This window comes from Tsukamurella serpentis, from assembly GCF_054780975.1.
Genome location: NZ_BAAGVH010000002.1, coordinates 228754 through 248561, shown reverse-complemented (window position 1 = coordinate 248561; position 19808 = coordinate 228754). Strand labels below are relative to the sequence as shown.

Below are 19808 nucleotides of genomic sequence, written 5' to 3'. Positions count from 1 at the left end.
CACCATGGCAGGTCACGATCACGGACCGTCCGCACCGCTGAGCCGGGACCTGTCGAAGTTCGCACTGGTGGCGATCGCGGCCGGTGTGATCACGATCGCGCTCAAGACGGTCGCCTGGCTGCTCACCGGATCGGTCGGCCTGCTCTCCGATGCGGCCGAATCGTCGGTGAACCTGGTGGCCGCAGTGGCCGCCTTCATCGCCCTGCGGGTGGTGGCGCGCCCGGCCGACCGGCAGCACAACTTCGGGCACACCAAGGCGGAGTACTTCTCCGCGGTGCTCGAAGGGGTGATGATCGTGATCGCCGCCGCGGTGATCATCACCTCCGCGGTGGACCGGCTGATCAACCCGCAGGAACTGGAGCAGGTGGGTATCGGTCTGGCGATCTCGGTGGCGGCCACCGCGATCAACGGCGCGGTGGGCGTCTACCTGCTGCGAGTGGGCAGGCGGCACCGTTCACTGGCCCTCCAGGCCGACGGCCAGCACCTGCTCACCGACGTCTGGACCACCGTCGGCGTGATCGCCGGGGTGCTGCTGGTGGCCCTCACCGGTTGGCTCGCCCTCGATCCGCTGATCGCGATCGCTGTCGCGATCAACATCCTGGTGGTCGGTGTCCGCCTGATCTGGCGTTCGGCCGCCGGCCTGATGGACGCTGCTCTGCCCGCCGAGGACCGCGCACGGATCGAGGAGGTGCTCGCCCGGTACCGGACCGAGGGCGTGGACTTCCACGACGTCCGCAGCCGCGAATCCGGGCACGAGCGTTTCCTGCAACTGCACATGCTGGTCCCCGGGGAGTGGACGGTGCAACGTTCGCACGACCTCTCCGAGCAGATGGAGGCCGAACTCGGTGAGCTCTTCGCCGACCTGCGCACCACCGTCCACATCGAACCGATCGAGGACCCGCGCGCCTACGAGAGTTGGCGCCTGGATTAGTGCTCGCCCGCACTGAACCGGTGCGGTCAGGCGAGGGTCGCCTCCAGGCCGAGGAACCGCCCGTACTCCCGGACCGGGCCGGCCAGGCGACGCCTGTCCGCGGCGGTGATCGCGGTGAACGGTTCGACGGTCACCGTCACCGTCTTCTTCGTGGCCCGGCGACTCCACACGCCCACGATCTCACCGCCGATCACCAACAGTGGCTTGAAGACGCCGTTGCGCCCCGGCACGATCCGGCTCAGCTGGGATTCGTCGAGCTGCGCCGCCCGGGAACCGTAGCCGATGATGTACTCGTCGAATCCGGGCAACAGCATCGGTCGTGACAGCGCGGTGTCGACCTCGGCATCGGAGATGCCGGCGGTGCCCCGCGCGACCAGGTACTTCGCTGCGGCCAGCGTCACAGGCTCGACGGCCCGGCCGGCCGCCTCGATGCCCTCGTCCACCGATCCCATGGTCAGATGTGCCCACTTCCCGATGTCCTGGCGGGTCACCGGTCCACGGGCCGCCACGAACCGGGCCACCATCTCACCCAGCGGATGTTCCGGTGCGGCGCGGTCCTCGATCCAGTCGTCGGCGAGAGTGAAGACATCGGTGCGCGTACTCGGATCGGCGAAGACGATGACCATCGCCTCTGTGAGATCGCGCAGGACGTGTCCGGCCTGAGTGGTGTCCAGTGCGACACCGGCATCCGCGCACGCGGTGATCAGCTCGGCCCGCGGCGCGGTGCGACCGCCGGCGAGCAGGTCGCGGATCGCGACCTCGGCGGCGGCGAGCATCGCCGCGGTCAGTCCGATCTGCGGTCGCCGTTTCGCGGCCTCGGACCGTGACCGTGCGGTGAGCGCCGCACTGAGCCAGTGCAGGTCCTCCGGGGCGGTGATCTGCAGGGTGCCGCGCATCGGGCGGTTGCGGACGATCCGGCGGTGCGCGAGGTCCGCCAGCACCGCGCCGTCACCGGGTCGGTCGGCGGCGCGCAGGGACAACGCCAAACGCGCCGCAGGGCCGTCCTGCGCCTGGATCGCGAGCATCCCGCGAGCGGCGTCCTCGGCGGTGCGCCAGGTGCGTGCACCGGGGACCAGGCCCTGGGCGCGCAGCCGCAGCGCACGGATACGCCGGGTCTCCGGGTCTGCGGGCGTGCGCGAGCTCATGGCGGAATCGTGCCACGGGCGTAGCCTCGTCGTTGTGTGGAACACCTGGCTCACTCGCACCCTGAACATCGATCTGCCGATCCTCGGCGCACCCATGGGTGGGCGGGCCGGCGGTGCACTCGCCGGGCAGGTCACCGCAGCCGGTGGACTGGGCATGATCGGCGCGGCCCGGTACGCCACCGCGGAGTGGATCGATGAGCAGCTCACCGTGATCCGGGCAGCCGCCGGAGACGATGCGCCCCTTGCCTTCGGGCTGCAGACCTGGTCGTTGGCGGAGAGCCCGGAACTGCTGGACACGGTGCTCGCCGCCCGGCCCACGCTGGTCTCGTTGTCGTTCGGTGACCCGGCGCCGTTCGTGCCGCGCGTCAAGGAGTCCGGAGCGGTGGTGATCTCGCAGATCAATTCCATCGACGATCTGCGTGAAGTGGAGGCTGCGGGCGTGGACGCGGTGGTCGCGCAGGGTGGCGAGGCGGGCGGGCACACCGGCCGCATCGCGACCCTGCCCCTGCTGCAGGAGGTGCTGCGCGCCACCGACCTCCCGGTGCTCGCGGCCGGTGGTATCGGCACCGGAGCCGGCCTCGCGGGGGTCCTCGCGGCGGGCGCCCAGGGCGCGCTGATCGGCACCGCTCTGCTCGCCTCACCGGAGACCGTCGGCCCCGACTACGCGATTCCCGCACTGCTCAAGGCCACCAGCGCCGACACCGTCTACACCGATGTCTTCGACAAGGCACGCCACCAGCCCTGGCCCACCCGGTGGTTCGGACGCGCGCTGACCAACGACTTCACCGCCCGCTGGCACGACGGTGACGGCGCCCGGGCGTCGTCCGGCTCCGAGGAGGCCGTCAGCTCGGCCTACGACGGGGAACTCCCCGAGATCGGGGTGGTGTACGCGGGCCAGGCGGCGGGCCTGGTCGACGCCGAGCGTCCCGCCCGGGAAGTGGTGGCGTCGATCGCCGCGGACGCCCGGACCCGGCTGCGCGCGGTGGCGGGCATCGTCGACTGACCCCGGGCGGTAGGTTCGAGCGGTGACCGTCGACGCCGCTCTCGCACCCAGCACCCTGCCGTTCGCCCTGCCGGACTTCGCCGCGTTCGCCGATGCGGACTTCGAGGCCGCGTTCGCCGAGGGCTTCGCCCGGCACCGCCGGGAGGTCGAGGCGATCGCACGGAACACCGAACCGGTGACCTTCGCGAACACCGTCGAAGCGCTCGAACGAGCCGGGCAGGATCTGGGGCGGGTGGCCGCCGTCTTCTTCTCCCTGACCTCCACCGACCGCACCGACGAACTGGAGCGGGCGCAGGCCGTGATCTCGCCGCAGTGGTCGGCGCACTTCGACGCGATCCTCATGGACCCCGAGCTGTTCCAGCGCATCGACCGACTGCACACCGGCTGCGAGGAACTCGATCTGACGGCCGAACAGCACCGCCTGGTGCAGCGGTACCACTCACGGTTCACCCGGGCCGGCGCGGCACTCGGGGACGCCCCGCAGCAGCGCCTGCGGTCCATCAACACCGAACTGGCCGAACTGACCACGGAGTTCTCCCGCCGGACCCTGGCCGAGACGAACGCCTGCGCCGCGTGGTTCGCCACCGCCGCGGAACTCGACGGGCTGGACGCGGATACCGTGGCCGCTGCGCGGTCCGCCGCAGAGGCCGCGGGGCGCGAGGGATACATACTGGCACTGGGTTACCCGCTCAACCAGCCGAACCTCGCGCGATTGACGGACCGCCGCTCGCGGCGCACGTTGTTCGAGGCATCGTCGCAGCGGAACACCCGAGGTGGGGAGAACGACACCCGAGAGGTGATCGCCCGCATCGCGGGCCTGCGCGCCGAGCGCGCCGAGCTGTTGGGGTATCCGCACCACGCCGCGTACCAGATCGCCGACCAGACCGCGGGCACCGCGGAGGCGGCTCGGGCGATGCTCACCGACCTCGCCGGTCCCGCCGCCCGGAACGCGGCCGCCGAGCGAATGGAGTTGCAGGAGTTGGCCGGGCACCCGATCGAGGCATGGGACTGGCCCTTCTACGCCCGGCTCGCCGAGGACCGCGACAGTGCGGGAGACAGCGCGGGAGACACGGCCGACGGCGGTGCCCGGCTCAGCGACTACCTCCAGCTCGACGAGGTGGTGGACAAGGGAGTCTTCGAAGCCGCCCGGCAGATGTACGGACTCGAGTTCACCGAACGCACAGATCTGGTCCTGCATCATCCGGACGCGCGCGCCTGGCAGGTCACCGGACCCGACGGCGAGACCGTGGGCCTGTTCATCGGGGACTACTTCGCCCGGCCGAGCAAGCGCGGTGGCGCCTGGATGACCGGCTTCGTGGACCAGTCGCGGCTGTTGGACGCACGCCCGGTGGTCCTCAACGTGTGCAACTTCGTCAAGCCGCCCGCCGGCCGGCCCGCGCTGCTCAGCCGCGATGAGGTGACCACCGTGTTCCACGAGTTCGGGCACGCGCTGCACGGACTGCTCTCCGACGTGACCTACCCGTACTTCTCCGGCACCAGCGTGCCGCGGGACTTCGTGGAGTTCCCCTCGCAGTTCAACGAGATGTTCGCGGCCTGGCCGGAGATCCTCGACGGTTACGCCCGGCACCACGTCACAGGTGCGCCGTTGCCGCCGCACCTGCGTGAGAGCGTCCTCGAACCCGGCACGCGCGGTGAGGGATTCAGCACAGTCGAATACCTCGCGGCGGCGGTGATCGACTTGGCCTGGCACATGATCGAACCCGGCACGGTGGTCGATGATGCGCACGCCTTCGAGGCGAACGCCCTGGCGGAAGCCGGCCTCGACGTGCCCGGCGTGCCGCCGCGCTACCGCGGCCCCTTCTTCAACCACATCTTCGCGGGTGGATACAGCGCCGGGTACTACAGCTACATCTGGTCCGAGGTGCTCGACGCCGACACCACCGCCTGGTTCACCGCCAACGGCGGCCCCACCCGCGCCAACGGTGACAGGTTGCGCGCCGCGGTGCTCTCCCGCGGCGGCAGTGTGGACGCCGCACAGGCCTTCCGGGACTTCCGCGGCGCCGACCCGGACATCGCCCCGCTGCTACGGCGCCGCGGCCTGGACGGGTAGAGCCCGGGCCGGGGCCTCCGCGATCGGGGTGCGCGGGCTAAGGCGTGTGATGGGCCGGAAGGAAGGTCGACGCATCGTGTCCGGTGGCGCCTTCCGCGCGGATCACGTGCACCACCGCGTTGATCAGTGCCAGATGGGTGAACGCCTGCGGGAAGTTCCCCAGGTGCGCACCGGATTTCGGGTCGATCTCCTCGGCGTACAGTTTCAGCGGCGACGAGTACGCCAGCAGTCGCTCGCACAACGCCCGTGCCCGCTCCACCTCGCCGATCTCCACCAGTGCTGAGACCAGCCAGAACGAGCAGATGGTGAACGTACCCTCCTCGCCGGAGAGACCGTCGTCGGTCTCCTCGACCCGATAGCGCAGGACCAGACCGTCCGCGGTGAGCTCATCGGCGATCGCCAGCACCGTGGCGCGGACCCGCGGATCGTCCGGTGGGAGGAACCGCAACAGTGGCACCAGCAACAGGGAGGCGTCCAGCGCCGGAGCGCCGTAGCGCTGGGTGAACACGCCGCGCTCGTCCACGCCGTGTTCGAGGATGTCGGCCTTGATCACATCGGCCTGTTCGGCCCACTGCTCGGCGTAGTCGTCCTCACCGTGCATGGCCGCCAGCTTCGCGCCGCGGTCGAGAGCCACCCAGCACATCACCTTGGAACTGGTGAAGTGCTGCGGTTCACCGCGCACCTCCCAGATCCCACGGTCGGGTTCGCGCCAGTGCTTGAGCGCCTCCTCGACCTGCTCCTTGAGCACCGGCCACAGCGTCTCGGGGATCCGTTCACTGGACTTGGTGTTCAGGTACACCGAATCCAACATCGTTCCCCAGATGTCGTGCTGGCGCTGATCGTAGGCACCGTTGCCGATCCGCACCGGCCGGGCACCGTCGTATCCCGAGAGGTGATCGAGCTCCTCCTCGACCAGAGTGCGCTCCCCGCCGACCCCGTACATCACCTGCAACGGATGCCGCTGACCGTTGTCGGCGCCGGAGACGTCGGCGATGAAGGAGAAGAAGTCCTCGGCCTCCCGGTCGAGACCGAGCGTGTACAGCCCCCACAGCGCGAACGTCGAATCCCGCACCCACGCGTAGCGGTAGTCCCAGTTGCGTACCCCGCCCGGCGTCTCCGGCAGCGACGTGGTGCACGCGGCGAGCAGCGCGCCGGTAGGGGAATAGGTGAGCCCCTTGAGGGTCAGCGCGGAACGCTGCAGGTAGGAGCGCCACGGATGGTCCGGGAACTGGCCCACGTTGATCCACTGCCGCCACGATTCGGCGGTGGCCCACATCTTCTGCGCGGCCTCCGCGAAGGTCTGCGGTACCGGATGCTTGCTCCAGGACAGCGCGACGAAGACCTCGTCACCCTCCTTGAGCCGGGTGTGCGCGCGGGCCTCGCGGCCTTCCAGCCCCAGCCGCATGTTCGTGGTGAGTTTCAGTTCGGGATGGGCGTCGGCGTCGGTGCGGGCCCGGGCGATCGCCTCGCCGTAGCCGTCGGCGGAATAGGCCCACTCGGCGCCGGCCCGGTTGTAGTCGAAGGCCGGCTCGCAGTTCAGTTGCAGTTCGACGGTGCCGGAGACGCACCGCGCGGTGCGCAGCAGGATGTGCTCGGCGTCCCAATCGGTGGGGGTGCGACGGTGCGTGCGCGAGCGCGTGGTGGTGTCGTGCCACGGCCCCATCACCAGGGCGTCGCGCACGATCAGCCAGCCGGTGGAGGTCTGCCACGTGGTCTCCAGCATGAGACTGCCGGGCAGGTACCGGCGGTCCACCGGGACCCGCACCCCGTACGGTGCGAGCCGGAACGAGCCCGATCCGCGGTCCAGGATCGCGCCGAAAACACTCGGCGAATCCGGACGGGGGATGCACATCCATTCGACGCTGCCGTCCCGCGCGATCAGGCAGGTGTTCTCGCAGTCGGAGAGGAATGCGTAGTCGTGGATCGGCGGGAACGCGTTATCGCCGGCCGCCGGGGCGACCAGTCCGGTGCTTTCGGGCTTCGAGGACATGCACACAATGATGCGACACGGTCCCCGGTTCGCGCAGTGCGGTCGCTACCCTGGACGGGTGGACGGGCTGGCGCACTGGTGGGACTCGGTGGAGTTGTGGCTCACCGGGCTGCCCTTCGTTCCCCAGGTCGGTCTGGTGATGGTTGTACTCTCGCTGATCGCAATACTGGTGGTGCGGGTGCTCAGTGCACTCATCGACTCCGTGGCCGATGCTTTCGATGCTCGCTTCGGACGCTCCGGGGGAGCGGAATCCGCAGGTAGCCGGCCTGGAGAAGGGAATGAAGACGGTGTCTGATGCACGGGGTGGATGGCGGGCCCTGGTGCCCCGCTCGAAGGTCACCCTCGCGTTGATCCTGTTGCTGGTGCTGATCGTCGTCGCGTGGGCGTTCATGCGCTAGCCGGGCGAGCCGTACGATTGCCGCCGGACGAGTCCCCGACGGAGAGCGGCGAGAAGTGATCGGACACACGCCCCGCGGCCGGGCTGCGAGCGTCCTCGCGGTGCTCCTGACGATGGTGCTGGCCGGATGCGGCGGTGGCGCCACCGATGTGCCCAACGGTGTCGACATCTCCTCGGGCCGCTATCAGGTGAACGTCGTCGCCTTCGCCGCGTCCAAACCCGTCTTCGACGTCGCGATCCCACTGTTCCGCAAGACCAATCCGGACATCGGGTTCTCGCAGTCCTACGGACCGTCGGGCGATCAATCCCGCAAGGTCGCCCGGCACGTTCCCGCAGACGTGGTCAACATGTCCGTCGCACCGGACATCACCCGGATCGTCAAGGCCGGCCTGATCGACAAGAAGTGGGAGCAGGCGTACCCGCACGGCGCGGTGCCGTTCACCTCCCCGGTGGTGATCGTGGTGCGTCCCGGCAATCCCAAGGGAATCCGGGACTGGGCGGATCTGCTGCGGCCCGGCGTCGATGTGGTCACCCCGAATCCGGCCAGTTCCGGCTCGGCCAAATGGAACCTGCTGGCCCCCTACACGGCGCTGTCCAACGGTGGACGGGAACCGCAGAAGGGGCTGGATTTCGTCAAGAAGCTGATCCGCGAGCACACCACACTCAGCCCTGGGTCCGGGCGGGACGCCACCGCCGCCTTCGAATCCGGCCAGGGTGACGTACTGCTCAGCTACGAGAGTGAGGCGGTGCTGCTGCAACGGCAGAGCCGCCGGCACGGTAAACCGCTGCCCGAGTACTTCATCCCACCCGAGTCCTTCCGGATCGATCTGCCGGTGGCCGCGACCGCGAACGCCCAGGCCCCCGCGGCGGCGCAACGGTTCGTGCAGTTCCTGTTCTCGCCGGAGGCCCAGCGAGCCATCCCGGAATCCGGGTTCCGCGCCGCGGACCCGGTGATCGCAGCGGAGACCGCCGGGCGGTTCCCGGTGCAACCGCAGCGGTTGTGGACCATCGATGAACTCGGCGCGCAACTCGGCAAGGGCACTGCGGCGAAGAACGGCGGTAAGGACCTCGCCGGCTGGCCCGCGGTGGATGCGGCGCTGTTCGGCGAGAAGGGCGCGATCGCCATCGCCTACAAGACCGGAGGTAAGTGATGCGGCGGCTGATCGATCCGCTGCGCATCGGCGTGGCCTGGTTGTGGATCTCGGTGATCGTGCTGTTGCCGATCGCGGCGATCACCTCCCGCGCCTTCGACAACGGCTGGTCCGGATTCTGGAATGCGCTGACCGCGAAGAACGCGGTCTCCACCCTGTTCATCACCGTCTGGGTGGCGCTGCTGGTGACCGCGGTGAATGTGGTGATGGGCACCGTCATCGCCTGGGTGCTGGTGCGCGACGACTTCCCCGGGAAGGGCGTGGTGAACGCCCTGATCGACCTGCCCTTCGCGTTGCCGACCATCGTCGCCTCGATCGTGCTGCTCTCGCTGTACGGACCGGACAGCCCGATCGGGCTCACGCTCAACGCCACCCAACCGGCGATCGTGATCGCCCTCGCGTTCGTGACGCTTCCCTTCGTGGTGCGACAGGTGCAGCCGGTGCTGATCGAACTGGACCGCGAGGTCGAGGAGGCCGCCGCCTCACTGGGGGCGTCGAACCGGGTGATCGTGCGAAGGATCGTGCTTCCGGCATTGCTCCCGGCGATCCTGTCGGGCGCAGGTCTGGCGTTCACCCGCGCGATCGGCGAGTTCGGCTCCGTGGTGCTGGTGGGCGGCAACATCCCCGGTGAGACCCAGGTCGCCTCGCAGTACATCCAGCAGCAACTGGAAGTGGACAATCAGGTCGCGGCGTCGGCGGTCTCGGTGGCGCTGCTCGCGGTCGCCTTCGTACTACTGGCGCTGATGCGGCTGGTCGGTTCCCGCGCCGCCAAGCGGGAGGCCCAGGCATGAGACTCTCCCGCACGACGGTGCTGGGCCTGCGGCTGGCGGCCCTGCTGTACCTGCTGGTGCTCCTGGTGCTGCCGATCACCGTGATCGGATACCGCTCGTTCGAGCACGGCCTCGGCCAGTTCTGGGACTGGATCACCACTCCGGCCGCGATCTCCGCGCTGCAACTGTCACTGCTGATCGTGGCGATCGTGGTTCCGCTGAACGTGATCTTCGGTGTGGTCGTGGCGCTGGCGCTGGCCCGCGGGCGGTTCCGCGGCAAGGGCGCACTGCAGGCCGCGGTGGACCTGCCCTTCGCCGTGTCCCCGGTGGTCGTCGGTGTCGCCCTGATCATGCTGTGGGGTGTCGGCGGCTGGTTCGGCGGTGTCGAAAGCCTCGGCTTCCGGATCATCTTCGGATTGCCCGGCATGGTGCTGGCCACCATCTTCGTGACCCTCCCGTTCGTGGTCCGCGAGGTGGAGCCGGTGCTGCACGAGATCGGCCAGGACCAGGAACAGGCGGCTGCAACGCTCGGTGCGAACGGGTGGCAGATCTTCTCCCGCATCACCCTGCCCGCGATCCGCTGGGGCCTGACCTACGGCGTGGTGCTCACCGTCGCCCGGGCGCTGGGGGAGTACGGCGCGGTGCTGATGGTCTCGTCGAACTTCCCGGGCATCTCACAGACGCTGACGCTGCTGGTGCACTCACGCAACCACGACGACTACAACACCTACGGCGCGTACGCCGCCGCGACCCTGCTGATGCTGCTGGCGCTGCTCGCGCTGGTGGCGATGACCCTGCTCGATTCGACCCGGCGGAGGAACCGCGATGACGATTAGCGTGGTGGGAGCCAACAAGCACTACGGCGATTTCGCCGCCCTCGACGATGTCACCCTCGACATCCCGGACGGTTCGCTGACAGCGCTGCTCGGGCCCTCCGGATCGGGGAAGTCGACGCTGTTGCGGTCCATCGCGGGCCTGGACCGCCTCGACTCCGGCCGGGTCGAGATCAACGGTATCGACGTCACCGACGCCTCGCCGCAGGCCCGCGACATCGGTTTCGTCTTCCAGCACTACGCCGCCTTCAAGCACATGAACGTGCGGGAGAACGTGGCCTTCGGACTCAAGATCCGCAAGCGTCCGGCGGCCGAGGTGAAGGCGAAAGTCGACGAGCTGCTCGAGGTGGTGGGCCTGAGCGGTTTCCAGAACCGCTTCCCCGCACAGCTCTCCGGCGGTCAGCGGCAGCGTATGGCGCTCGCGCGTGCGCTCGCTGTGGATCCGCGGGTACTGCTGCTCGACGAGCCCTTCGGTGCGCTCGATGCCAAGGTGCGCGACGAACTGCGTGCCTGGCTGCGGCGGCTGCACGACGAGGTGCACGTGACGACCGTGATCGTCACTCACGATCAGCAGGAGGCACTCGACATCGCCGACCGGATCGCCGTGCTGAACAAGGGGCGGATCGAGCAGGTCGGCACCCCCGAGGACGTCTACGACCGGCCTGCGAGCCCGTTCGTGATGTCGTTCCTCGGTTCGGTGGCCAAGCTCAACGGTGTGATGGTGCGACCGCACGACATCCGCGTGGGCCGCACGCCCGAGCTGGCGCGGGCCGGCGGACGGACCGCCGAGGAGGCGGGTGTGCTGCGCGCCGAGGTCGAGCGGGTGGTGTACCTGGGCTTCGAGGTGCGGGTGGAGCTGCGTAACGCCGCCACCGGTGAACGATTCCAGGCGCAGATCACCCGCGGTGACGCCGCTGCACTCGAACTCTCCGAGGGGGACGTGGTGTACGTGCGGGCCACGCACGTCCCGGAGATCGCGTAGCCCACCTGACCGCTCTGCCCGCCGGGACCGTCCGGCCCGGAGAACCGGCGGGCCGGACGGATGGAGCGCGTCAGACCAGGTGGTCGAGGGCGTCGCCGACCAGCCCCGCGGCGAGCGTGTTACCGCTCTGCGGGTCGATCAGCAGGAAGCTGCCCATCTCCCGGTTGACGTCGTAGTCGTCGGCCACGATCGGCTCCGCGGTCTGCACCGCGATCCGGCCGATCTGGTTCAGTTCCAGCGACTCACCGGCCGCCACCGTGAGGTTCTGCTCGTCGAACACCGCGTCCACACCGCCGATGATGGCCTGGGTGGTCTTGGTGCCGTGCTTGAGCAGCAGCCGTGCACCGATCCGCAGCGGCTTCTCAGCCAGCCAGCACACCGTCGCCTCGAACTGCTGCCGGGGCTCGGGCGCATCGGCGGCCGAAACGATCACGTCTCCGCGGGAGACGTCCACGTCGTCGGCCAGGATCACCGTCACCGACCGGCCGGTGTGTGCGGAGGCCAGCTCGCCGTCGGCGGTGTCGATCCGCGCGACGCGACTGCGCGTACCGGCGGGCAGCACCAGCACCTCGTCGCCGACGTCGACGGTGCCCGCGGCCACCTGGCCGGCGTAGCCGCGGTAGTCGGGGAACTCGGCGGTGCGCGGCCGGATCACGTACTGCACCGGGAAGCGGAAACCGATCGGCGTGGTGTCCGGGTCGGTCGGGATCGATTCCAGGTGTTCGATCAGGGACGGACCGTCGTAGTACGGGGTGTTCGTCGACCGGGAGGCCACGTTGTCGCCGTGCAGAGCGGACACCGGGATCGCGTGCACAGCGTCTGCGGACCAGCCGAGCGAGCGCGTGAGTTCGAGGAACTCGCCCGAGATGCGCTCGAACACGGCGGCGGGATCGTCGACCAGGTCGATCTTGTTCACCGCGAGCACCAGCCGCGGAACACCCAACAGGGAGAGCACCGCCGCGTGCCGGCGGGTCTGCTCGATGACACCCTTACGGGCATCGGTCAGCAGGATCACCACTTGCGCGGTGGACGCACCGGAGACGGTGTTGCGGGTGTACTGCACGTGCCCGGGCGTATCGGCCAGGATGAACGAGCGGTTGGGCGTGGCGAAGTAGCGGTAGGCCACGTCGATCGTGATGCCCTGCTCGCGCTCCGCGCGTAGTCCGTCGACCAGCAGCGACAGGTCCGGGGTGTCGAGGCCCTTGTCGACCGAGGCGCGGGTCACCGCGTCGATCTGGTCGGCCAGCACCGACTTGGTGTCGTACAGCAGTCGGCCCACCAGGGTGGACTTGCCGTCGTCGACGGAGCCGGCGGTGGCGAGACGGAGCAGTGCAGGAGCGGCGTTCACGGGTGCGCTCATCAGAAGTAGCCCTCCTTCTTGCGGTCCTCCATGGCGGCCTCGGAGACGCGATCGTCGCCACGGGTCGCGCCGCGCTCGGTGAGCCGCGATGCGGCGACCTCCGCCATGATCTGCTCGTTGGTGGACGCGGTCGACTCGATCGCGCCGGTGGTGGAGCCGTCGCCCACGGTGCGGTACCGCACCGACAGGGTCTTGACCTGCTCGCCGTCGCGGGGCCCGCCCCACACTCCTGCAGTCATCAGCATCCCGTCGCGGTCGTAGACCTCCCGCTCGTGCGCGTAGTAGATCGACGCGAGCTCGATGTCCTCGCGGGCGATGTACCGCCAGATGTCGAGCTCGGTGAAGTTGCTGATCGGGAACACCCGCACGTGCTCACCCGGCGCGTGCCGGCCGTTGTACAGATTCCACAACTCGGGGCGCTGCTTCTTCGGGTCCCACTGACCGAAGGCGTTGCGGAGCGAGAAGATGCGTTCCTTGGCGCGGGCCCGCTCCTCGTCGCGGCGGCCACCGCCGAAGACGGCGTCGAACCGGTTCTCGGTGATCGCATCCAGCAACGGCACCGTCTGCAACGGGTTACGGATGCCGTCGGCACGCTCGGCGAGCCGGCCGTCCGCGAGGTAGTCCTCCACCTTCGCCACGTGCAGCCGCAGGTTGTACTTCTCGACCACCTTGTCGCGGAAGTCCAGCACCTCCGGCAGGTTGTGGCCGGTGTCCACGTGCAGCAGCGCGAACGGCAGCGGCGCCGGCCAGAAGGCCTTGACCGCGAGGTGCAGCAGCACCGTCGAGTCCTTGCCACCGGAGAACAGGATCACCGGGCGTTCGAACTCTCCCGCGACCTCGCGGAAGATGTGGATCGCCTCGGACTCGAGTGCGTCGAGGGTGTTGAATTCGGCGGGGTCGGGGACGGCGATGATGGGCTCCGTGGGCTCTGTGGTCGTCATCAGGCGTGCAATCCGCATTCTGTCTTGGTCGAACCGGCCCAGCGGCCGCTTCGAGGATCGGAACCGGGGGCGGGCTTGTCGGTGCAGGGCTGGCAGCCGATCGACGGATAGCCCTCGTCGACCAGGGGGTTCACCAGGATCGAGTTCTCCTCGATGAACCGCTGCATCCGCTCGTCGGACCAGTCGACGATCGGATTCACCTTGAGCAGGCCGAAACCCTCGTCGAAGGAGATGAACGGCGCGTTCGCGCGAGTGGGGGATTCCACCCGGCGGATCCCGGTGACCCAGGCGCGGTATCCCTTCAGGGACTCGCGCAGCGGCACCACCTTGCGCAGGTTGCAGCATTGCGCCGGGTCGCTGGCGAACAGGTCCTTACCGAGCGCCGCGTCCTGCTCTCCGACGCTGCGCTCGGGAGTGACGTTCAGCAGTTCCACCCCGTACACCGATTCCACGGCGTCCCGCATACCGATGGTCTCCGGGAAGTGGTAGCCGGTGTCCAGGAACAGCACTTTGGGCCGGTCCTGGATCTGCTTCGCCAGGTGCACCAGCACCCCGTCCTGCATGTTCGAGGCGACGATGAAGTCGTCCCCGAAGGTGTCCAGGGTCCACTGCAGCAGGGTCAGCGCGTCCGCGCCCTCGAGTTGCTCCGCCGCGCGGGCGGCGAGCGCACGCAACTCGTCGGCGTCGCGTCCGGAAGGCTCGCTCGCCGGCGCCGTCGGGGTCCGCTCCGTTGCTCCGCTGCTGCTCATCGCAGGTCCTCCTCTGCGGCGCGGAGTGTCCACTGCGCGAAGCGTTCACCGTCCTCACGCTGCGTCACGAAGTTCCGCGCCACTCGCTCGATGTAGTCCCCGAGCTCGGTCGAGAGCACCTTGTGCTGGCGCAGCTTCCGGCCGAAACCACTGTCGAGCCCGAGGCTTCCACCAAGGTGAACCTGGAAACCCTCGACTTGATTCCCGTCCGGATCATCCACCAGCTGGCCCTTGAAGCCGATGTCGGCGATCTGTGAGCGTCCGCACGAGTTCGGGCAGCCGTTGATGTTGACCGTGACCGGCACGTCCAGCTGCGCGTTGATGTCGGCGAGGCGCTGCTCCAGATCGGGCACCAGCACCTGCGAGCGCTTGCGGGTCTCGACGAACGAGAGCTTGCAGAACTCGATGCCACTGCACGCGATCAGATTGCGCCGCCAGATCGACGGACGCCCGTGCAGGCCCAGGGGCGCCAGCTCGTCGATCAGCGAATCGACCTGCTCATCGGGTACGTCCAGGACGATCAGCTTCTGGTACGGGGTGAACGACGCGCGGTCGGAACCGACGCGGGTCATCGCCTCGGAGACCTTCGTCAGGACGGTTCCCGAGACCCGTCCGGCGATCGGACTGAATCCGACGGCGTTGAGTCCGTTGCGCAGCTTCTGCACACCGACGTGGTCGATCGGCCGTTCCGGCTGCTCGGGCGCGGGACCGTCGATCAGCTCGCGGTGCAGGTACTCGGTTTCGAGCACCTCGCGGAACTTCTCCACACCCCAGTCCTTGACCAGGAACTTCAACCGAGCCTTCGACCGTAGCCGGCGGTAGCCGTAGTCCCGGAAGATCGAGACCACGCCCTCCCAGACGTCCGGAACCTCATCGAGCGGGATCCAGGCACCGAGCCGCTGCGCGAGCATCGGATTCGTCGAGAGCCCACCGCCGACCCACAGGTCCAGGCCCGGGCCGTGCTCGGGGTGCACCACCCCGACGAAGGCGACGTCGTTGATCTCGTGGACCACGTCCTGCTGGCCGGAGATCGCGGTCTTGAACTTGCGCGGCAGGTTCGAGTACCTCGGGTCACCGATGTAGCGGCGCACGATCTCGTCGATCGCCGGGCTTGGGTCGAGCACCTCGCCGAAGGACTCCCCGGCCAGGGGGGAGCCGAGCACCACGCGGGGGCAGTCACCGCACGCCTCGGTGGTCTTGAGGCCGACCGCCTCCAGCCGCTTCCAGATCTCCGGGACGTTCTCGATCTCGATCCAGTGGTACTGAACGTTCTCCCGGTCGGAGAGGTCGGCGGTGTCGCGCCCGAACTCCGTGGACAACTCACCGAGCACTCGCATCTGAGCCGCGTTGAGCTTCCCGCCGTCGCAGCGCACCCGCATCATGAAGTACGGCGCCTCGAGCAGGTCGATGTTCTCGTCACCGGTGTAGCTGCCGTCGTAGCCCTGCTCCCGCTGGGTGTACAGGCCCCACCAGCGCATCCGGCCCCGCAGATCGGCCTTGTCGATCGAATCGAAGCCCTGCTTGGAGTAGATGTTCTCGATCCGGGCGCGCACGTTGAGCGGATCGTCGTCCCGCTTGGTCTGCTCATTGGGATTGAGCGGCGTCCGGTAACCCAGCTTCCACTGGCCCTCCGAGCGCCGCTTGACCGGGCGTTTACGCGCGGGGCGGGTCGAATCGGATCCGGCCGCGGGGACGGGAGCGTCGGTGATCGACGTCATGGAGACTCCTGGGATTCATGTGATGGTTCGCCGGGGCTGTCGGCGGAGGTGAATCGACGCGAGGAGGCGTCGGGAATCAGGCCCGACAGCTGCTGCTGCAGACCCGCAGGTAATCGATGTGCCGACGCGACGCCAGCAACTCACCCTGTCCATCCATCGAGATCATTGTGCCACCGGCTGGACGTGAACGTGAATCGGGCCTCGGGCGCCGCAGTGCCAGACTGGGACGGTGACCGCCCCACACCGGACCGACAGCCCGCCCGTCCTGCCCTCCCTGGAGGGTGCGGACCAGTCGTTCGGGCTGTACCTGCACGTCCCGTTCTGTGCGACACGCTGCGGATACTGCGACTTCAACACCTACACCGCCGGAGAACTCGGCGGATCCTCGTCACCGCGGGCCTGGGCCGAGGCGATCGACGGGGAACTCGCGCTCGCCCGGCGCACCGTCGGCGACGTCGAGGTCTCGACCGTGTTCGTGGGCGGCGGCACACCGTCGCTGCTCGGCGGTGACGGTCTCGCCGACCTCCTGGCGACCGCGCAGCGGCACTTCCGGTTCGCCGACGGTGCCGAGATCACCACCGAATCCAATCCCGAGTCCACCTCGCCGGAGTTCTTCGCCCGGCTGCGGGAGGCGGGGTACACCCGCGTCTCGCTGGGAATGCAGTCCGCCGCCGAACACGTACTGCGCCTGCTGGACCGCACGCACACCCCGGGGCGGGCGGTCGCCGCGGCGAAGGAAGCCCGAGTCGCGGGGTTCGAGCACGTCAACCTGGACCTGATCTACGGCACTCCCGGTGAGTCCGACGACGATCTGCGCGCCTCCCTGGACGCTGTACTGGATGCCGGTGTGGACCACGTCTCGGCGTACGCGCTGATCGTCGAGGACGGCACCGCGCTGGCCCGCAGGATCCGCCGCGGTGAACTGCCCGATACCGACGGCGACGTTCTCGCGCACCGGTACGAGATGGTCGACGCCGCTCTGCAGGACGCCGGTTTCCACTGGTACGAGGTGTCGAACTGGGCCCGCACCGAGGCCGGACGGTGCCGGCACAACGAGCTCTACTGGCAGGGTGCGAACTGGTGGGGTGCCGGTCCGGGGGCGCACGGGCACCTCGCCGGTACCCGGGTGTGGAACCTCAAGCATCCGGCCCGGTACGCGGACGCGATCGCCCGCGGCGATCAGCCCTTCGGCGGCCACGAGGTACTCACCGCCGAGGACCGGCACATCGAGGACCTCATGCTCCGCGTGCGGATGCGCTCGGGCATCCCCGCCGATCTGCTGCGGGCCGACGAACTCCACCGCGCGGAGCAGGAGGTCGTGGTCGGGAATCTGCGCCGCGCGGGACCGGCCTACGTCCTCACCGACGCGGGCCGGTTGCTCGCCGACGGTGTGGTGCGCCGCATCCTCGAGTAGGTCAGTCGGCCAGTCGCCACACCACGGTCACCGTCACCGACAGAGTCTGATCGCCCGCCTGAATCGGGACCGGTGCTGCGCCCGATGCCGGGAGCGAGGAGCGTTCCTGTGCGCCGGCGGGCCGCACCGGCGCGCCCTCGGTGACGGTGCGTACCTCCGCGAGCTTGCCGCCGGCGAGCTCGGCGTACTGCTCGGCGCGGGCCTTGGCCTCGGCGAAGGCCTTGTCCCGGGCGGTGGCCTTGAGGGTGGAGTCGTTCTCGACGTCGAAGCCGACCGAATTGATGCGGGTGGCGTCACCGCCCGCGGTGGCGAGGTCGCCGAGCAGTTTGGAGGCGGTGTCGAGCTTGCGAACCTTGAGCGTGAGGGCCTGCGTGGCCTCGTAGGAGCTGATCGCGCGGTCCGGTCCGTAGCGGGGCGAGACGCGGACGTTCGCCGTGGTGATGTCCTTGGCGTCGACGCCGTTCGCGGCCGCGGCGCCGGTCACCTGCTGCGCGCGCGAGGAGGCCTCGTTGAGCGCGCTGCTCACGTCGGGAGCCTGATGCGCGACCGCGAGCTCTACCGTGAGAACGTCCGGCTTGCCGGACGCCTGCCCGGTACCGGCCGCGGTGATCTCGCGCGGTGCGTCGCCGCCGGAGGAGCCGCAGGCCACCGTCGCCGCGCCGATCGAGATCGTCATGAGCAGCGCGGCCCCGGTGCGGCGCAGCGTGCGGGCCGAGTTCGATGTGGCGTCCACCATGCACTCAGCGTGACAGTGCCGCACACCCGAAGGCAATGGTTGAGGCGGTACCGGCAACCCGGACACCGGATTCGTACCCCGGGGTTCGAGTCGGTGTGGTGGGGCGGTCAGTGGCCGCGCGCGTGGCGTCCCTGCCGGCTCTCCGACGGAGGGCGCGGCGGCGTTCCCGGCGGGAGTTCGTGCACCCGGCAGTGCAGGACTTCGCGGCCGCGCAGTGCCGAGCGCACCGCCCGATGCAGCCCGTCCTCGAGGTAGAGATCGCCGTTCCAGGCCACGGCGTGCGGGAACAGGTCACCGTAGAAGGTCGAGTCCTCCGACAGCAGCCGGTCCAGGGCCAGTACGGTGGTCGTGGTCACCAGATCGCTCAGGCGCACCTGTTGCGGTGGAATGGTGGACCATTCGCGCGGAGTGAGACCGTGATCGGGGTACGGCTTTCCGTCCATCACGCCCTTGAAGATCACTCCTCGACTGTAGCCCGCGTAGGCTGGACAGAAGGTACGCAGGCGGAAGGAGCGCGCGAATGTCGAGCACGGAGGATCGGCGGTTCGAAGTGCTCCGGGCGATCGTGGCCGATTACGTGGCCAGCCAGGAGCCGGTCGGGTCGAAGGCGCTCGTGGACCGGCACCAATTGGGCGTCTCCAGTGCCACCGTTCGCAATGACATGGCCGTGCTCGAAGCCGAGGGGTACATCACCCAGCAGCACACGAGTTCCGGACGGATCCCCACCGAGAAGGGCTACCGGCAGTTCGTGGACCGGATCGCTCAGATCAAGCCGCTGTCCGCGGCTGAGCGCCGGGCGATCCTGCAGTTCCTGGAGACCGGCGTCGATCTCGACGACGTGCTGCAACGTTCGGTCCGGCTGTTGGCCCAGCTGACCAGGCAGGTGGCGGTGATCCAGTACCCGGTGCTCAGCTCCGCCCGCGTTCGGCACCTCGAAGTGGTCTCGCTGACCGCGACCCGCCTGCTGCTGGTGGTCATCCTGGACACGGGCCGGGTGGAGCAGCGGCTCGTCGAACTCGGCGCGCCGGTCTCCGACGAGGATCTCTCCCGCCTGCGCGAGCTGTTCGGTGCCGCAGTGCACGGCAAGCTCATCCCGGACGCCTCGGTCGAGGTGGCGGATCTGGCCCCGAGTGCACCGCGGGACATGCGCGATGCGGTGATCCGGGTCTCGACCGTGCTGGTGGAGACCCTCGTCGAGCGCGGTGACGACCGCCTGGTTCTGGGCGGCACCGCGAACCTGACCCGCAACGCCGCCGATTTCGACTCCGTCTCGGGGTCGCTGCGCAGCGTGCTGGAGACCCTCGAGGAGCAGGTCGTGGTGCTCAAGCTGCTCACCGAGCGGCAGCAGCCCGGTACCGTCTCGGTGGCGATCGGTTCGGAGACGCAGGACGAGAACCTGCGCGGGGCCTCGGTGGTGTCCACCGGCTACGGCACCCCCGGCGCGGTCTTCGGCGGACTGGGCGTACTCGGCCCGACCCGGATGGACTACCCGGGTACGTTCGCCGCGGTCGCCGCGGTCGCCGGCTACGTCGGTGAGGTCCTCAGCGCCCGCTGACCGGCTCGCCCACCTGCGGTGACCAGGGCGAATGGTCGCATGCGCAGGTGTGGTGGAATCAT

Annotated in this window: 18 protein-coding genes; 10 read left to right on the top strand and 8 right to left on the bottom strand. The window is 69.1% G+C overall.

Annotation, left to right across the window (positions count from 1 at the left end; genetic code table 11):
• Positions 1–4 precede the first annotated feature (4 nt).
• A complete protein-coding gene (locus tag ACYVHG_RS03595) occupies positions 5–931 on the top strand; it encodes a cation diffusion facilitator family transporter (protein ID WP_461166061.1) in 927 nt (308 codons plus the stop codon).
• Between the two features lie 26 nt (positions 932–957).
• On the opposite strand, the gene ACYVHG_RS03590 is transcribed toward ACYVHG_RS03595, so the two are convergent.
• Entirely contained in the window at positions 958–2076 is a 1119-nt protein-coding gene (locus tag ACYVHG_RS03590) for a winged helix DNA-binding domain-containing protein (protein WP_461166060.1), read from the bottom strand.
• Between ACYVHG_RS03590 and ACYVHG_RS03585 the strand changes: the two genes are divergently transcribed.
• Positions 2075–3079, top strand: a complete 1005-nt coding sequence (locus tag ACYVHG_RS03585) for an NAD(P)H-dependent flavin oxidoreductase (protein ID WP_461166909.1) — start codon at positions 2075–2077, stop codon at positions 3077–3079. The genes ACYVHG_RS03590 and ACYVHG_RS03585 overlap by 2 nt on opposite strands.
• A gap of 22 nt (positions 3080–3101) precedes the next feature.
• A complete protein-coding gene (locus tag ACYVHG_RS03580; RefSeq protein WP_461166059.1) occupies positions 3102–5150 on the top strand; it encodes a M3 family metallopeptidase in 2049 nt (682 codons plus the stop codon).
• Positions 5151–5187: 37 nt separating this feature from the next.
• On the opposite strand, the gene ACYVHG_RS03575 is transcribed toward ACYVHG_RS03580, so the two are convergent.
• Complete coding sequence (locus ACYVHG_RS03575; protein ID WP_461166058.1) at positions 5188–7140, bottom strand: glycoside hydrolase family 15 protein; 1953 nt, start codon at positions 7138–7140, stop codon at positions 5188–5190.
• 58 nt (positions 7141–7198) lie between these two features.
• On the opposite strand from ACYVHG_RS03575, the gene ACYVHG_RS03570 reads away from it, so the two are divergent.
• The 5 genes from ACYVHG_RS03570 (at position 7199) to ACYVHG_RS03550 (ending at position 11273) form a co-directional block, all read left to right on the top strand.
• Positions 7199–7435, top strand: coding sequence for a hypothetical protein (locus ACYVHG_RS03570; RefSeq protein ID WP_461166057.1), 237 nt, complete (start codon positions 7199–7201; stop codon positions 7433–7435).
• A 158-nt stretch (positions 7436–7593) separates the two neighbouring features.
• Entirely contained in the window at positions 7594–8688 is a 1095-nt protein-coding gene (locus ACYVHG_RS03565; protein WP_461166056.1) for a sulfate ABC transporter substrate-binding protein, read from the top strand.
• A complete protein-coding gene (gene cysT / locus ACYVHG_RS03560; protein ID WP_461166055.1) occupies positions 8688–9479 on the top strand; it encodes a sulfate ABC transporter permease subunit CysT in 792 nt (263 codons plus the stop codon). Before ACYVHG_RS03565 ends, cysT begins: the two co-directional genes overlap by 1 nt.
• Positions 9476–10294 carry a sulfate ABC transporter permease subunit CysW gene (cysW, locus tag ACYVHG_RS03555; RefSeq protein ID WP_461166054.1) on the top strand — a complete coding sequence of 273 codons (819 nt, stop codon included), beginning with the start codon at positions 9476–9478 and terminating at the stop codon, positions 10292–10294. Before cysT ends, cysW begins: the two co-directional genes overlap by 4 nt.
• Entirely contained in the window at positions 10284–11273 is a 990-nt protein-coding gene (locus ACYVHG_RS03550; protein ID WP_461166053.1) for a sulfate/molybdate ABC transporter ATP-binding protein, read from the top strand. Before cysW ends, ACYVHG_RS03550 begins: the two co-directional genes overlap by 11 nt.
• Positions 11274–11343: 70 nt before the next feature.
• Here ACYVHG_RS03550 and ACYVHG_RS03545 read toward each other — a convergent pair whose 3' ends face one another.
• Genes ACYVHG_RS03545 through ACYVHG_RS03530 form a run of 4 tightly spaced genes read right to left on the bottom strand, consistent with a single transcriptional unit; the run spans position 11344 to position 16041 of the window.
• Entirely contained in the window at positions 11344–12621 is a 1278-nt protein-coding gene (locus ACYVHG_RS03545; RefSeq protein WP_461166908.1) for a sulfate adenylyltransferase subunit 1, read from the bottom strand.
• An 11-nt stretch (positions 12622–12632) separates the two neighbouring features.
• The gene (cysD, locus tag ACYVHG_RS03540) at positions 12633–13574 is read right to left on the bottom strand and encodes a sulfate adenylyltransferase subunit CysD (protein WP_461166052.1); all 942 of its coding nucleotides are present in this window, start codon (positions 13572–13574) and stop codon (positions 12633–12635) included.
• Positions 13574–14323, bottom strand: a complete 750-nt coding sequence (locus ACYVHG_RS03535) for a phosphoadenylyl-sulfate reductase (RefSeq protein WP_461166051.1) — start codon at positions 14321–14323, stop codon at positions 13574–13576. Before ACYVHG_RS03535 ends, cysD begins: the two co-directional genes overlap by 1 nt.
• A complete protein-coding gene (locus ACYVHG_RS03530) occupies positions 14320–16041 on the bottom strand; it encodes a nitrite/sulfite reductase (RefSeq protein WP_461166050.1) in 1722 nt (573 codons plus the stop codon). Before ACYVHG_RS03530 ends, ACYVHG_RS03535 begins: the two co-directional genes overlap by 4 nt.
• Positions 16042–16306: 265 nt before the next feature.
• Between ACYVHG_RS03530 and hemW the strand changes: the two genes are divergently transcribed.
• Entirely contained in the window at positions 16307–17455 is a 1149-nt protein-coding gene (gene hemW, locus ACYVHG_RS03525; RefSeq protein WP_461166907.1) for a radical SAM family heme chaperone HemW, read from the top strand.
• 1 nt (position 17456) lies between these two features.
• Here hemW and ACYVHG_RS03520 read toward each other — a convergent pair whose 3' ends face one another.
• Both ACYVHG_RS03520 and ACYVHG_RS03515 read right to left on the bottom strand, forming a co-directional pair.
• Positions 17457–18191: an SIMPL domain-containing protein gene (locus ACYVHG_RS03520; RefSeq protein WP_461166049.1), complete on the bottom strand. Its 735-nt coding sequence runs from the start codon at positions 18189–18191 to the stop codon at positions 17457–17459.
• A 107-nt stretch (positions 18192–18298) separates the two neighbouring features.
• Positions 18299–18652, bottom strand: a complete 354-nt coding sequence (locus tag ACYVHG_RS03515) for a type II toxin-antitoxin system VapB family antitoxin (RefSeq protein WP_461166048.1) — start codon at positions 18650–18652, stop codon at positions 18299–18301.
• 59 nt (positions 18653–18711) lie between these two features.
• Here ACYVHG_RS03515 and hrcA point away from each other — a divergent pair, with 59 nt between their 5' ends.
• Positions 18712–19746: a heat-inducible transcriptional repressor HrcA gene (gene hrcA, locus ACYVHG_RS03510; RefSeq protein ID WP_461166047.1), complete on the top strand. Its 1035-nt coding sequence runs from the start codon at positions 18712–18714 to the stop codon at positions 19744–19746.
• Positions 19747–19808: the final 62 nt, after the last annotated feature.